Origin of the sequence: Pseudorhodobacter sp. E13 (genome assembly GCF_003991405.1) — a bacterium.
Lineage (GTDB): Bacteria > Pseudomonadota > Alphaproteobacteria > Rhodobacterales > Rhodobacteraceae > Pseudorhodobacter.
Genome location: NZ_RPEN01000153.1, coordinates 130926 through 145816, shown reverse-complemented (window position 1 = coordinate 145816; position 14891 = coordinate 130926). Strand labels below are relative to the sequence as shown.

12 protein-coding genes are annotated in these 14891 nt (G+C 63.7%); 8 read left to right on the top strand and 4 right to left on the bottom strand.

Annotation, left to right across the window (positions count from 1 at the left end; all coding sequences use genetic code 11):
* The first annotated feature begins 4 nt into the window (after positions 1-4).
* The 6 genes from EGN72_RS08545 to EGN72_RS08520 all read left to right on the top strand — a co-directional run bounded on the left by EGN72_RS08545 (position 5) and on the right by EGN72_RS08520 (position 9605).
* Positions 5-400: a RidA family protein gene (locus EGN72_RS08545; protein ID WP_127046545.1), complete on the top strand. Its 396-nt coding sequence runs from the start codon at positions 5-7 to the stop codon at positions 398-400.
* 207 nt (positions 401-607) lie between these two features.
* Positions 608-1720, top strand: coding sequence for an S-(hydroxymethyl)glutathione dehydrogenase/class III alcohol dehydrogenase (locus EGN72_RS08540; RefSeq protein ID WP_127046627.1), 1113 nt, complete (start codon positions 608-610; stop codon positions 1718-1720).
* Between the two features lie 201 nt (positions 1721-1921).
* Positions 1922-3319 carry an oligosaccharide flippase family protein gene (locus EGN72_RS08535; RefSeq protein WP_233587085.1) on the top strand — a complete coding sequence of 466 codons (1398 nt, stop codon included), beginning with the start codon at positions 1922-1924 and terminating at the stop codon, positions 3317-3319.
* Positions 3316-7284 carry a non-ribosomal peptide synthetase gene (locus EGN72_RS08530; RefSeq protein ID WP_127046543.1) on the top strand — a complete coding sequence of 1323 codons (3969 nt, stop codon included), beginning with the start codon at positions 3316-3318 and terminating at the stop codon, positions 7282-7284. Before EGN72_RS08535 ends, EGN72_RS08530 begins: the two co-directional genes overlap by 4 nt.
* 92 nt (positions 7285-7376) lie before the next feature.
* Positions 7377-8057, top strand: a complete 681-nt coding sequence (locus EGN72_RS08525) for a GntR family transcriptional regulator (RefSeq protein WP_127046541.1) — start codon at positions 7377-7379, stop codon at positions 8055-8057.
* Between the two features lie 153 nt (positions 8058-8210).
* A complete protein-coding gene (locus EGN72_RS08520) occupies positions 8211-9605 on the top strand; it encodes an aspartate aminotransferase family protein (protein ID WP_127046539.1) in 1395 nt (464 codons plus the stop codon).
* 53 nt (positions 9606-9658) lie between these two features.
* Here the strand turns inward: EGN72_RS08520 and EGN72_RS08515 are convergent, their stop codons facing one another.
* On the bottom strand, positions 9659-10804 hold the full coding sequence (locus EGN72_RS08515) for a mandelate racemase/muconate lactonizing enzyme family protein (RefSeq protein ID WP_255417431.1): 1146 nt from the start codon (positions 10802-10804) through the stop codon (positions 9659-9661).
* A 167-nt stretch (positions 10805-10971) separates the two neighbouring features.
* On the opposite strand from EGN72_RS08515, the gene dusA reads away from it, so the two are divergent.
* Complete coding sequence (dusA, locus tag EGN72_RS08510; RefSeq protein ID WP_127046535.1) at positions 10972-11982, top strand: tRNA dihydrouridine(20/20a) synthase DusA; 1011 nt, start codon at positions 10972-10974, stop codon at positions 11980-11982.
* 85 nt (positions 11983-12067) lie between these two features.
* Positions 12068-12886 carry a sulfite exporter TauE/SafE family protein gene (locus EGN72_RS08505; RefSeq protein ID WP_127046533.1) on the top strand — a complete coding sequence of 273 codons (819 nt, stop codon included), beginning with the start codon at positions 12068-12070 and terminating at the stop codon, positions 12884-12886.
* 6 nt (positions 12887-12892) lie between these two features.
* Here the strand turns inward: EGN72_RS08505 and EGN72_RS08500 are convergent, their stop codons facing one another.
* From EGN72_RS08500 to ccmI, 3 genes are read right to left on the bottom strand one after another with little or no spacing between them, the layout of a single operon-like run.
* Positions 12893-13126, bottom strand: a complete 234-nt coding sequence (locus EGN72_RS08500; RefSeq protein WP_127046531.1) for a DUF1289 domain-containing protein — start codon at positions 13124-13126, stop codon at positions 12893-12895.
* Complete coding sequence (ruvX, locus tag EGN72_RS08495; RefSeq protein ID WP_127046529.1) at positions 13116-13607, bottom strand: Holliday junction resolvase RuvX; 492 nt, start codon at positions 13605-13607, stop codon at positions 13116-13118. Before ruvX ends, EGN72_RS08500 begins: the two co-directional genes overlap by 11 nt.
* Positions 13604-14830 (bottom strand): c-type cytochrome biogenesis protein CcmI, encoded by a 1227-nt coding sequence (gene ccmI / locus EGN72_RS08490; RefSeq protein ID WP_127046527.1) that lies wholly within the window; start codon positions 14828-14830, stop codon positions 13604-13606. The genes ruvX and ccmI overlap by 4 nt, the downstream gene beginning before the upstream one ends.
* Positions 14831-14891 lie beyond the last annotated feature (61 nt).

Sequence of the window (14891 nt, the reverse complement as noted above, 5' to 3'; positions counted from 1 at the left end):
CGAGATGCAAAGAACCGCTGTAAACCCTTGGAATTGGTCGCTGCCCTTGGGCTACAATCAGGCCGAGGTGATTGAAGGGGCCACAAGGCAGGTGATCTGCGCGGGCCAGACGGCTGTGGACGCGACCGGGGCACCGCAGCATCCGGGCGATATGCGCGGCCAGATTGCGCTGACGCTGGACAATCTGGAAACGGTGCTGGCGGGGGCGGGGATGGGCCTTGGCGATGTGATCCGGCTGGTGATTTATACCACTGATGTGGATGCGGCCTTGCCGCAGTTTGATCTATTGGGGCAGCGGTTTGGCCGCTTTGGGGTCGCGCCCCCGATGACCTTGGTGGGGGTGCCGCGTCTGGCGGTTCCGGGGTTGATGTTTGAAATGGAGGCAACCGCAGCGGCCTGACGGCAGCATTGGGGCCCGTGCTGTGGGGCCCCGCCGGGGGGGTGGGTGAATCACCCACCCTACGCCTGGCGCGGGGCTTCTTGGCCGCTGCGGTCGTGAAGCGTCGGAAGGGGGCGTTTGGGGGTCGCTGGCATGGCTTGCGGCTTGTGGCTGGGCTGTGCATGATACTGCCAGAACCGCAGAGACAGATCAGGAGAGCCGCCCATGATGCGCACCCGTGCCGCCGTTGCCCTTGCCCCCGGAAAACCGCTGGAGGTGATGGAGGTCAACCTTGAAGGCCCGAAAGCCGGCGAGGTTTTGGTGGAGATCAAGGCCACGGGGCTGTGCCACACCGATGAATTCACCCGCTCTGGCGATGACCCGGAAGGAATTTTCCCGGCTATACTGGGGCATGAGGGCGCGGGTGTGGTGCTGGCGGTGGGTGAAGGCGTCACCACGTTGGAGGTGGGCGACCATGTGATCCCGCTCTATACGCCGGAATGTCGTCAGTGCGAATATTGCCTGTCGGGCAAGACCAACCTGTGCCAGGCGATCCGGGCGACCCAAGGCAAGGGGCTGCTGCCCGATGGCACGACGCGGTTTTCCATGCTCGATGGCACGCCGATCCATCACTATATGGGGTGTTCCACCTTTGCCAACCATACCGTGATCCCCGAGATTGCGCTGGCCAAGGTGCGCAAGGACGCGCCGTTTGACAAAATTTGCTATATCGGTTGTGGCGTGACCACCGGTATCGGTGCTGTGATCAACACCGCCAAGGTCGAGATTGGCGCGCGCTGTGTGGTCTTTGGCCTTGGTGGTATCGGGCTGAACGTGATCCAAGGGTTGCGGATGGCGGGGGCGGACCAGATTGTCGGGGTCGACCTGAACGACAGCAAGGAAAAGATTGCGCGCTATTTCGGCATGACCGATTTTGTGAACCCGACGAAGGTAGAGGGCGATATGGTCGCGCATTTGGTTGAGCTGACCAAGGGCGGTGCCGATTATACGTTTGACGCCACCGGCAACACCAAGGTCATGCGCACCGCGCTGGAGGCAGCACACAAGGGCTGGGGCGAAAGCATCATTATCGGGGTGGCACCTGCGGGGGCCGAGATATCGACCCGGCCGTTCCAGCTTGTCACGGGGCGGGTATGGCGCGGCACGGCCTTTGGTGGGGCCAAGGGGCGGACGGATGTGCCAAAGATCGTCGATTGGTATATGAACGGCAAGATCGAGATTGACCCGATGATCACCCATAAGCTGACCTTGGACCAGATCAACGAAGGCTTTGATTTGATGCACAAAGGCGAATCCATTCGCGCGGTGGTTGAATTCTGACACGGCGGGCCAGATCAGCACGCGAAACGGGGGCGGCCCATCGGGCGCGCCCCCCGATTTTTTTGCCAGAAATTCTACCAAAGCCATGATATCGCCACATCCAGACGTCAAAAACCGGGGGCAGATAGTGCGGTTCCGGCCCATTCGGGGCGGGGCGGCTTGCTGCATGCCCGGTCAGTCGTGTTCAAGGCGTTGTGAAAAATGAGTGATGAGCCTTTGGCCTTTCAGCCCCCGAAAACGGGGATCATGTCGCGTGCCGCGCGTGGCTCGGCCTGGACGGCGCTGTCTTTTGTGGCGGCGCAGGGGTTTCGGCTTGGCTCTAACCTGATCCTGACGCGGCTGCTGTTTCCCGAGGCGTTCGGCATCATGGCGCTGGTCACGGTGTTGCTGGTGGGCTTGACGCTGTTTTCCGATATGGGCGTGGGCCCCGCGATCATGCAAAGCAAGCGCGGGGATGAGGCGGATTTTCTGGATACCGCCTGGACGATCCAGATTGCGCGCGGGGTGATCCTGTGGTTGGCGGCCTGCGGTTTGGCCTATCCGGCGGCGCTGTTTTATGACCAGCCGATGATCGCCTGGCTGTTGCCGGTGGCCAGCCTGTCGCTGCTGTTCGCGGGGTTTGAGCCGACGCGGGTGGATACGGCAAACCGGCATTTGCTGCTGGGCCGCTTGACGGTGCTGGACCTTGTGGCCACGCTGATCGGGATTATCGTGATGCTGGTGCTGGCGGCGGTGACGCGGTCGGTCTGGGCCTTGGCCTTGGGCGGTGTGGTGACGGCGGCGCTGCGGCTGGCGCTGCTGACGCTGATGATGCCGGGGCATCGCAACCGCTTGCGCTGGGAAAAGGCGGCGGGGTCGGAACTGCTGAATTTCGGCTTCTGGATCTTTTTGTCGTCGGTGTGCGGGTTCCTCGTCTCGCAAGGCGATCGGGCGGTTCTGGGCAAGTTTCTGTCGATTGACGGCTTGGGCATTTACAATATCGGGGCCTTTCTGGCGATGTTCCCGATCATGCTCGGCTCTGCCGTCACGGCGCGGATATTGATCCCGATTTACCGCGAGCATGATGACGCGGCGGGGCAAGCGGCCCATGCGCGGCTGGTGCGGTTGCGGTTTTTCCTGACGGGGGGGCTGATATGCTGCCTGTGCTTTCTGTCGCTGGCGGGGCCGTTCATCGTCGAGCTGCTGTATGATCACCGCTATGCCTCGGCGGGTGGGGTGATGGTGGCGATTTCAGCGGTGCAGATGATCGCGGTTGTGTCGCTGACCTATGATCAGGCGGCGCTGGCGCGCGGGGATTCGCGCGGGTTCTTCATTGTCAGTCTGGCCAAGGCCAGTTTGCAGACCTTGGGCTTTCTGATCGGGGCGCTGTATCTGGGGCTTGCCGGGGCGTTGCTGGGGCAAGCGATCGGGATGCTGCTGTATTTCCCGGTGATTGCGCATCTGGCCGCGCGGCACAAGGTCTGGGATATGCGGCATGACCTGCTGTATCTGGCCTTGGCCCTTGCTTTGGGCGTGTTGGCGCTTTGGGTGAATTGGGACCATGTGGCGCTGCTTGTGCCCGGCTCTGGGGGTGGGTTCCACGGAGGTGGCGGTATATGAGTCACCCCGAAACCTCGTCCCTGCCCGAAAAGCCTGAAAGCGGTTTTGCCCTGACCCCGGTGCAGGCGGGCATGATCTATGAGACGCTGGCAAACCATGATCCGGCGGTCAATCTGGAGCAGATCGTTCTGCATCTGGAGGATGAGCGTTGGGATGAAGCCGCGATGCGCGCGGCCTGGGGCGCGGCGATTGCGCGGCACCCCGCCTTGCGGCTGTCGTTCCGGCAGGGGCCGAACGGGCATATTCTGCAACGGGTGGAACCGGTGTTTGATGCCCCCTTGCAGGCAGAGGATTGGACCGGGTTGCAAAGCCCCGATGCCGCCCTCGCGCACCTGTTGCAAAGCGACCGGGCGCGCGGGGTCGACCTGTCGGCGGGGGGCTCTTGGCGGTTGATCTGGCTGCGGCTGGGGCCGCGCCGCTCGGTGCTGATCTGGACCTTCTCGCACGCTATTCTGGATGGGCGCAGCTTCCGTCAGGTGTTGGTCGAGGTGTTTGCCGATTATGACGGCAGCGGGACCGCATGGCCGCAAGCCCCTGATTTCGGCGCGCATTGCCGCGCTGTGGCCAAGGCCGACAAGGCCCCGGCGCAGGCGTTTTTCCAATCTTACCTGCGCGGGTTTGACCGTCCGACGCCGCTTGGCTTTGTGCATGGCCCGCCTGTGGCGGCTGATGGCACAGGGGCCACCGTGCTTTCTGCCGCGCTGACCGCGGATCAAACCCGCGCGCTGACTGATCGCGCCACCGCTGCGGGCGCAAGCTTTGCGACCATGGTGCAGGCGGCTTGGGGGATTGTGCTGGCGCGGGTTGCGGGGCAGGGCGATGTGGTCTTTGGCATCACCCGTTCGGGCCGCTATCTGACGCCGCAATCGCGCGATATGGTGGGCTGCCTGATCACCACCCAACCGCTGCGCATCGCTATCGGGCCGCAGGTGACGCTGGATGCCGTGTTGGCCCAGATCCGGCAAGACCTGATCGCACAGCGCCCCTATGAGGGGGTGGGGCTGGCCGATATCAGCGCGGTGACGGATATTGAGGCGGGCAAACCGCTGTTTGACAGTCTGGTCATGGTTGAGCGGGCCAGCCTTGGCGCAGGGTTGCAAAGCCTTGGTGGCACTTGGGCGCGGCGGCGGGTTGACTTGCGCGAACAAGGGGCGATGCCCTTGATGCTGGCTGCCTATGGCGATGCCGCGTTGCAGTTGCGGCTGGAATATGCGCCGGGGCGGATCGCGGCGGCGGATGCGGCGCGCTATCTGTCTTATTTGCACAGGTTGCTGGTGGCCATGGCGGCGGCCCCCGAAGGGGCTTTGCTTGCGGATTTGTCGATGCTGCCAGAGGCAGAGCATGCGGATTTGCTGGCCCGTGCCGCCCCCGCTGTGCCGATCCCGGCAGAGCGCCCGGACTGCCTTGCCACCGGCTTTGAGGCGGTGGTCGCGCGGCAACCGGAGGCGCCTGCGCTGACCGATGTGGAAACCGGCCAAAGCCTAAGCTATCTGGCCCTTGACCAGCGCGCCAATGCCATGGCGCAGCGGCTTGCGGCGAAAGGTATCGGGCCGGGGGATATCGTGGGCCTGTGCCTGCCACGCAGCGCCGATTTCGTCGCCCTGATCTTGGCGGCGGCCAAGGTGGGGGCCGCTTTCCTGCCGATGGACCCTGCCTATCCCAGTGAAACCCTTGCTCATATGGCCAGTGACAGCCAGCTTGCGCTGATCGTCAGCCATGCGCCCTTGCCGTGGATCACGGATCGCGCGGTGCTGGACCTGTCAGCCGACCCGGTGGCAGAGGGGGGCGAAACCGCCGCCCCCAGCCGCAAAGGCTTTGATCCGGGGCGGGCGGCTTATGTGATCTATACTTCGGGCACCACCGGAAAGCCCAAGGGCGTGGTGGTGTCACAGACCAGCCTTGTCGCCCATGCCTTTGCTGCGATTGGCTTTTATGATCTGGGTGTGACGGATCGCGCGTTGCAATTTGCCGCGCTCAGCTTTGACGTGGCGCTGGAGGAGATTGTGCCTGCGCTGCTGTCGGGTGCAACCTTGGTGCTGCGGGATGAGGCGATGACCGCCTCGCCTCAAGCCTTTGTGCAAGTGGTGGCGGGGCAGGGGATCAGCGTGCTGAACCTGCCAACCGGGTTCTGGCAGGTGCTGCTGGGGGCGATGGAAAGCGGGGCGGCGCCCTTGCCGCCCTGTGTCCGGCTAATAGTTGTGGGCGGTGAACGGATGCCGCCCGATGCGCTGGCCCGCTGGCAGGCCTTGCCCGCTGTGCCGCGCCTGATCAACGGCTATGGCCCGACCGAGGCCACGATCACCAGTGCCGCGTTTGAACCGCGTGGCCCGGTGCGCGGGGCCGAGGTGCCCGTGGGCCGTGCCTTTGGCCATGCCCTTTGCTATTTGCTGGCCCCTGACCGCAGTCTTGCCCCCATAGGGGCAGAGGCAGAGTTGTGGCTGGGCGGTGTGGCCGTGGCGACAGGCTATCTGAACCAGCCAGAGTTGACGGCGCAGCGTTTTATCCCGGATCGGTTTGCCGGGCAGGGGCGGCTTTATGGGTCTGGCGACCGCGCCTATTGGGATGCGCAGGGCCAGATTACCGTGCTGGGCCGCAGCGATCGGCAGATCAAGCTGCGCGGCTATCGCATCGAACCCGGAGAGATCGAGGCGCTGCTGGAATCGCTGGAAGGCGTGGCGCAGGCCCATGTTGGCCTTGTGGATGCGGGCAAACCCGGCGCGCGGCTGGTGGCATGGTTGCGCCCGTCCGCCCCCGACCGCCTGCCAGACCTGCAAAGCGCGCGGGCCGCCGTCAAGGCGCATTTGCCAAGCGCCAAGCATCCCGAACTGGTCTTTGTCGAGGATTGGCCGCAAACCCCCGGCGGCAAGACCGATGTAAAGCGCCTGCCCGTGCCGCGCCGCATCGTTCCGGTGGCCAGCCTTGGGGTGGCCGACCCGCAAACCGCGCGCATCTCGGATATCTTTGCCAGCGTCTTGGGCGGCGAGGTGCCGGGGCCGGATGACTCCTTCTTTGATCTGGGCGGGCATTCGCTGCTGTTGCTGACCCTGATCGGCCATATCGAGGCGGCGTTTTCGCAACGCCTGTCGGTGGCGCAGGTGCATGCCGAACCCACGCCGCGCGGCTTGTCGTCTTTGCTGTCGGGGCCGGCCAAGCTGGGGCGCGGGGCGGATTTGTTCGATTGCCTGATGCCTATTCAGCCGCTGGGCACCGGGGTGCCGATTTACGGTGTGCATGTGCTGGGGGTGAATGGCAGCTTTTTCCGGCCTTTGGCGCAGGCGATGGGGCTGGACCAGCCGATTTTCGGGCTGACGGTCGGGTTGCTGAGCGCGGACACGCCGACCTCGGTCGAGGATATTGCCGATCTTTACTACCGCGTCATTCAGGCCCATCGCCCGCAAGGGCCGGTGGGGTTGGTGGCGGTGTCGCTGGGCAGCTATATGGCGCTGGAACTGGCGCGGCGTTTGCAAGCCGAAGGGCGCGAGGTGCGCATGTTGGCGATGATGGATGCCGAAGGGCCGGGCGGACGCGACAAGATCCGGGGCTTTGCCTGGGTGCAGGTGCATCTGCGCCAGTTGCGGCGGGGTGGCTTTGGCCATGGCTGGGCGCTGATTTGTGCCAAGGCACGGGGGCTGCGGCACCGGTTGGGGCGGCTGTGGATCGCGGCCAAGGAAAGCCTGAGCCAGGATGCGCCGGTTCTGAACTCGGTCGATGGGTTTGTCGCCGCCAATGAAGTGGCGATCCGCAACTATGAGCCACAACCCTATCCGGGCCACATGACGATCATCCGCGCGGCCAGCAACGCCTTTGACAGCGATAAGGCGATTGCTGAAGGGTTGGGCTGGGCCAGCGTGGCGCAGGGCGGGTTTGATGTGGTCAGCGTGCCGGGGGATCATCTGTCGATTCTGGAAGAACCGGGCATCACGCAGGTCGCGCAGGCCTTTGCGACCGTGCTGAAACAAAGATAACGCGCAATCCGGGTGAATATGATCAAAAATCTGGCTGTGTTGCGGGGCAAAACCCGCTATGCTGGTGGAACATGATCCGTGATGAGGCTTGGATGACCGCCCCGAACGCGCCCACCCCTAACCTGCCCGCGCATGAAATCGTCTATCGTCAGATCCGCGAGATGGTGCTGTTTGGTGAATTGGCCCCCGGCCAGCCTGTGACCATTCAGGGGCTGGTGGCGCAGCTTGGCACTGGCATGACCCCGGTGCGCGAGGCGATCCGCCGCCTGACCGCCGAAGGTGCGTTGGAATTCAAGGGCAACCGTCGGGTCTGCGTGCCGGACCTGACCGCGCAGCACCTGCATGAACTGGCCTTTGCCCGTGTCGCGCTGGAACCGCATCTGGCCGAACTGGCCATCAAACAGGCCACGCCTGCCGATATCGACGCGTTAGAGGCCACGGATGCGCGGGTGAATGCGGCGATCAGCGCCGGGGATATCCGCAGTTATCTGGAACAGAATTACCTGTTTCACACCGCGCTATATGCGCTGTCGGGGGCCGATATCCTTTGCCCGATGGTGCAGGGCCTTTGGCTGCGGGTCGGGCCATCCTTGCGGATCGTTTGTGGCCGTTATGGCACGCTGAACCTGCCCGACAAACATGCCGAGGCGATTGCCGCCTTGCGCGCGGGGCGTGCCGCCGATCTGTCTGCGGCCATCCGCGATGATATCGTGCAGGGGCAAGACCAGATCGCCGCGGCCTTGGCCGAGGCAGGGGGCGACAGCCTTGCCTGACCGCGCGGCAAGCGCGTTGCCATTTCGATTGACAGGACATAATTTGATCATATTATTGACCGCAGCAAAACATCGGCGCGCCGCTTGCCCGCCAAAGCCTTTGCCGCGCGTTGCGCCGCACCCTGATCCCATCCAGCCCAAAGGATAGACGCCATGACCCCGATCACCAATCACATGCCCACCAAAGAGCTTCAGGCGCTGGATGCCGCCCATCACATGCACCCCTTTACCGAGGCCAATGCGCTGGAAGCCGCAGGCGCGCGCATCATCACCCGTGCCAATGGCGTGATGCTGACCGATAGCGAAGGCAACCATATCCTTGACGGCATGTCCGGCCTGTGGTGCGTCAATATCGGCTACGGGCGCGAGGAACTGGCCCAGACCGCGCTGCGCCAGATGCGCGAACTGCCCTTTTACAACACGTTTTTCATGACAAGCCATGTGCCCGCGATTGCCCTGTCGGCCAAGATTGCCGAACTGGCCCCCGGCCCGTTGAACCATGTGTTCTTTGCCGGATCGGGCTCTGAGGCGAATGACACCAATATCCGCCTTGTGCGGCATTACTGGGCCAAGAAGGGCAAGCCGTCGAAATCCATCATCATCAGCCGCAAGAATGGCTATCACGGCTCTACCCTTGGGGGCGGGTCGCTGGGGGGCATGACCTACATGCACAACCAAGGCTGCCCGGTAATCCCGGATATTCACCATATCGACCAGCCGCATTGGTATGCCGAAGGCGGCGATATGACGCCCGAGGAATTCGGCCTTGCCCGTGCGCAGCAGTTGGAAGCCGCGATTCTGGAACTGGGTGAGGACCGCGTTGGCGCCTTTATCGGAGAGCCTATTCAGGGTGCAGGCGGCGTGATCATTCCGCCCAGCACCTATTGGCCGGAAATTCAGCGCATTTGCGACAAATATGAAATTCTGCTGATCGCGGATGAGGTGATCTGCGGGTTTGGCCGCACGGGCCAGTGGTTCGGCTCGCAAACCGTGGGCATCCGCCCCGATATCATGACCATCGCCAAGGGGCTGACCTCGGGCTATGTGCCGATGGGTGGGTCTATCGTGTCGGATGAGATTGCGCAGACCATCGCGGATGATGATTTCAACCACGGTTACACCTATTCCGGCCATCCGGTTGCCGCCGCCGTGGCCTTGGAAAACCTGCGCATCATCCAAGAGGAAAAGCTGGTGGAGCGGGTGCGCGAAGATGTCGGCCCCTATCTGGCCGAAAAGTGGAAAACGCTGGCTGAGCATCCGATGGTGGGCGAGGCCCGCTCGCTTGGCTTGATGGGCACGCTGGCGCTGACCCCGCATAAGGAAAGCCGCGCGAAATTCGCGGGCAAGGAAGGTGCTATCGGCCTGCGCACCCGGACGCGCTGCTTTGAAAACGGGCTTGTGATGCGCCATGTCGGTGATCGCATGATCATCGCGCCGCCGCTGGTCATCAGCCATGCCGAAATCGACCGTCTGGTCGAATTGGCGCATAAGTCGATTGATGAGGCTTATATCGCCGCCAAGGCCGATGGGTTGATGGTTCCGGCGTAAAGCGGTCCAGATCAACGTAAAAGGCCCGGCACAACAGCCGGGCCTTTTACCATTCAGGGCAGGGTGCTGGCCTGATGCGTGGCGCGCGCCAGCCAGTCGGGGTTGATGTCTACCCCCCAGCCGGGGCGTTGCGGAATTTGAACCTTGCCCTCGGTCACGGCGAAAGGATTGCCAAGGAACAGACCTTCCTGCCACGGGTAGTAATCCGGCCCCTCAATCGAAAACTCCAGATATTTGCCCGCATTCGGTATAGCGCCCAGCAGATGCATGGTGCAAATCGTCACCAGCGACAGATTGGCGGAATGGGGCGTGCAGGGCAGCCCCGCCTTTGCCGCCATATCCGCCACCAGCAGCGTGCGCGACAGCCCGCCCATATACATCACATCGGGTTGCACCACATCGACCGCGCGCATGTCGATCATCCGCGCCCATGTCGCCAGATCCCAATCCTGCTCGCCCCCGGTCACGTCAATCTCCAGCGCCGCGGTGACTTGGCGGGTTTGCTCCAGCTCCCAATAGGGGGTGGGTTCTTCGAAATGTGAAATGCCGTTGTCGGCCAACAGCTTGCCAACCTCAATCGCCCGTTTCACCGAAAAGCCGGAGTTGCCGTCGACCAGTTTCGCCACCCCATCGCCAAGCGCGCGCGAAACCACGGGGATTACGGCCTCGGTGCGGCCCGGCCATTCGTCGATGTCGCGGCCACATTCCGCGCCCACCCGCCACTTGAACGCGTCATAGCCATATGTATCGCGCAGTTTCACAAAGCGCGCGGCCTCGTCCTCGGGGGTGATGTCGCGTTTCATCGAACTGGCATAGGCGCGCAAACGCCCCGCCACCCCGCCCAGCAATTCCACCACCGGCTTTTGCGCCCGCCGCCCCGCCATATCCCAAAGCGCGGTATCCAGCCCCGCATTGGCGCGGCAACGGTAAGAGCCGGGGAATTTATGCTCGCGCTCCTCGATCCGCTGGATCAGGGGCAGGATGTCATCGGTGCTGTTGATCTCGGCCCCCAAGGCCCAAGGGGCGACCTGACGGTGCAAAATCTGTGCCGTGATATCGGCGTTATAGGTCGAAGTTTGGCCCCAGCCCACCGCGCCATCCTCGGCGGTGAGTTTGGTGAAACAGACGAATTCATTGGTGAAGGTTTCGATTTTGGTCAATCTGGGCATGGCGCACCTGTGTTTGGGATGCCCGAGTATGGCCGGGGTAACGCCAGACCCGCAAGCCGGGAAAACTGCTGCGGGCGGCCTTTCAGCGCGGGGCCGAAGCTGCTAATCATGATGCCCCAAGCCGGGTTGTCTGGGGCGACGCCCTTGATCGCCAAGCGGCAGCGGCTGGGGGGAGCGAACAGACAAGGCGGCAAGACATGGTGGATGAACAAAAACACGAGCGCGTGCGCAGGGCCGCCCGCCTGTCGGTCGCGCCGATGATGGATTGGACGGATCGGCATTGCCGTTATTTCCACCGGCTGATGACGCGGCACGCGATGCTTTACACCGAGATGGTCACGGCGCCTGCCGTGCTGCATGGGCCGCGGGACAGGCTATTGGCCTTTGACGCGGCAGAGCATCCGGTTGCCTTGCAACTGGGCGGTTCGGACCCGCGCGAATTGGCGCAGGCGGTGAACCTGTCGCGGCCCTTTGGTTATGATGAGGTGAACCTGAATGTCGGTTGCCCGTCGGACCGGGTGCAATCGGGCTGTTTTGGCGCGGTATTGATGGAGCGACCCGCCTTGGTTGCCGAATGTGTGGCGGCGATGCAGGCGGAAACCGATGTGCCCGTCACGGTGAAATGCCGCATCGGCGTGGATGAGCAAGACCCGGAACAGGTGCTGCCCGCGTTTATCGAGGCGGTGGCCGGGGCAGGGGTGCGCCATATCATCATCCACGCGCGCAAGGCGTGGCTGAAAGGCCTGTCGCCCAAGGAAAACCGCGAAATCCCGCCCTTGGATTACGGCTTGGTGCTGCGGATGAAGCAGCACTTCCCCGCGTTGACGATTTGCATCAATGGCGGCATTGCCTCGCTCGATCAGGCGCGTGCGTTGTTGGAGCAGGGGCTGGACGGGGTGATGATCGGGCGGGCGGCCTATCATGATCCGGCCTCGGTGCTGATCGGGGCGGATGCGCTGTGGGGGGATGGGCCGGGGCGCGATGCCTTTGCCACCGCCGCCGATATGCGGCCCTATATCGCGGCGCATCTGGCCAGCGGCGGGCGGTTGCATCAGATCACGCGGCATATGCTGGGCCTGTTCCATGGCCGCCCCGGCGCGCGGGCCTTTCGTCGGGTCTTGTCCGAAGGGGCCAGCCGTGAAGGTGCGGGGCTGGCGGTGTTTGATGCCGCCTTGGCCGAGGTTCTGGCGCAGGTTCCGGCGGAATAATCGGGGCAAGGGTCACAGGCTCTGGCACTTGGCGGGGGGGCGGGCTATGTCTGCCTAAACGCACAGGAACCGAAGGGGCGCGCCAATGCCAGATATTGCCAGTTTGCTGCCGATGATTGCCCTGCTGATGGCAATCGGGGCCTTTGCCGGGGTGATTGCGGGATTGCTGGGGGTGGGCGGTGGCATCGTGCTGGTGCCTGCCTTTTTCTATGCGTTCAGCCACTTGGGTTACGGCGGGCCGGAGTTGATGCAGGTCTGTCTTGCGACCTCACTTGCCACGATCATCGTGACATCGGCGCGGTCGGTCATGGCGCATCACAAAAAGGGCGCGGTGGATTGGGATGTGCTGCGCGGCTGGTGGCCATTCATCGGCAGCGGTGCGGTGGCGGGGATGCTGGTCGCCTCCAGCCTGCGGTCCACCACCTTGCAGATCATCTTTGGCGTGCTGGCGCTGATCGCGGGGCTGTATATGGCTTTTGGCAAATCGCATTGGCGGTTGGGGCAAGCGATGCCGCTGGGGCCGAAACGGGCGGGAATCGGCGCGGCTGTGGGCTTCTTTTCGGTGTTGATGGGCATTGGCGGCGGGTCGTTCGGGGTGCCGACGATGACGCTTTACAACATGACGATTCACCGCGCGGTGGCCACGGCTGCCGGGTTTGGCATTATCATCGCGGTGCCTTCGGTGATTGGCTTTCTGTTTGTCGATATCGTCAACCCGCCGCCCTATACGCTGGGCGCGGTCAACCTGCCTGCCTTTGCTGTGATTATCGCGATGACGCTGCTGACAGCGCCTTTGGGCGTGAAGCTGGCCCATACGATGGACCCGGCACCGCTGAAACGGGTGTTTGCGGTGTTTATCACGCTGGTCGCGCTGAACATGCTGCGCAAAGTGTTCTTTGGCTGACAGCGCCTAGCCCTGTTGCAGCCGCGCCCCGCGCCCACCGCGGCGTTTGGTCAGCAGGCTGGCGCGGGCGGGCAGATCGGCCATCACCGCGCGCCGTGCCTCGGCAGACATGCGCGACCAGGCCGAAATCTCGTCAATGCTGCGATAACATCCGACACAGAGCCGCGCCTCTGGATGCACCACGCAAAGCTTGACGCAGGGGCTTTCGACCTCTTGGCGTTTCCAGATCTCATCCGTCACCTGCAGTCCCCCGCGCGATATGGGCCAAACGGTCCAAGGCCCCTTGCAAGATATACCCGGCGGCGACGTGATCAATCAGCTCTTTGCGACGTTTGCGCGACGTATCCGCCTCGATCAGCGCGCGCTCGGCGGCCACGGTCGACAGGCGTTCATCCCAAAAGACCAGCGGCAAGGGCGTCAGCCGGGCAAGGTTGCGGGCAAAGGCGCGTGTGGCCTGCGCGCGCGGCCCCTCAGAGCCGTCCATGTTGCGCGGCAGGCCCAGCACCATGCCCGCCACCTCGCGTTCGGTCAGCAGTTTGATCAAGGCTTCGGCGTCCAGCGTGAATTTCACGCGGCGGATGGTCAGAACCGGGGTCGCCACCCCGCGCAGCCGGTCCGAAATCGCGACCCCGATCGTCTTGTCGCCGAAATCCAGACCTGCCAGCGCGCCCATGCGGGGCAGTTCGGCGGCAAAGCCTTCCATCGCCTCATGCTGGCTCATGGGGTGATGCCAGCTTGCACGGCGGCGTCTTTCAGCCCGCTCAACTCCACCGTGCGGCCTTCGAATTTCTTTTGGGCCTCGGCATAGATGGCGGCGGCGCGGTCTTTCTCGCCCAGATTGCCAAGGGCAAGGATCAGCCGCGCCCATTCCTCGGCGCTGCCGCCTTCGGTGGCCAGACGGTCATTCAGCCCTTCGACCATGCTGCGGATCATGGCTTGGCGGTCCTCCGCGCTCATATCCTCGGCGGCGGCCACGTCATCGGCGCTCGGCCCGCGCAGGCCCGGTTCCTCGGGCAGTTGATAGCGCACGCCTGCCACCTCGGCGAGGCTTTCAATCCGCGCCCGCACCTCGGGTTTCCACGGGCTGCTGTCGGGGGCGTTTTCCATCACATCGCGCCAATAGCGGAAGGCAAGGTCATAGCGGCCCACCTGCATATTCACGATCCCGGTGAAAAACAGCGCGGTATCATCCTTGGGCGACCGGGCCAGCACCTTGGCAAACAGCGCCTCTGCCTCGGGCGAGACCTGCCCATCGGCGGCTTGCACCATCAGCGTGGCCTGCGTCAGCACATCGGCATCGCTGGCCGCATCGCCCTTGATCGCAATCACCCGTTCCTGCGCCTTATAGGCGGCGGTCAGATTGCCCAGATTTGCCTCATTGCGGGCCAAAAGCTGCTGGCCTTGCAAGTCATCGGGGCGCTGCGCCACCGCTGCGCGCAGCTTTTCAACCAGGTCCAGAAAGGATGGGTCAACCTGCTGCAAAGGCGGGCGCGGCGGCAAGGCGCTTTCAAGCGCTGCCTGCGCGGGGCGGTCGGCGCGGCGTTCCTCGGCCACGGTGATGCGCGCCTGAAGTGGCAAATCGCCATAGCCGGGCTGGCCCAGATAGGCATAGCCGCCAAAACCCGCCGCCAAAACCACAGCCACCACCCCGATGACCACAGCGGATTGCGGACCAACCGCTGAGACTTCGGGCACAGCCTCGGCCCGGTCTGCCGCCAGCAAGCGCCGCGCCACTTCCGACCGCAAGCGCTGCGCCTCATCCTCGGCAATCACGCCGCGCGCCTGATCCCGCTCAATCTCGCGCAATTGGTCGCGGTAAACCTGGCTGTCAAACACCGCCGATTGCGCCGCCTCTGCGGGCTTGCGCCGCAAAGCCTTGATCAGGATCACCGCAACGACCAAGGCAATCGCCGCCGCCGCTGCCCAAAATACCGTATCTGCCACGCGAAACCCGCCCTTTGTTCAACTCTTGCCCTGATGTAATGCCTCTGCGCCCAAGGCAAAA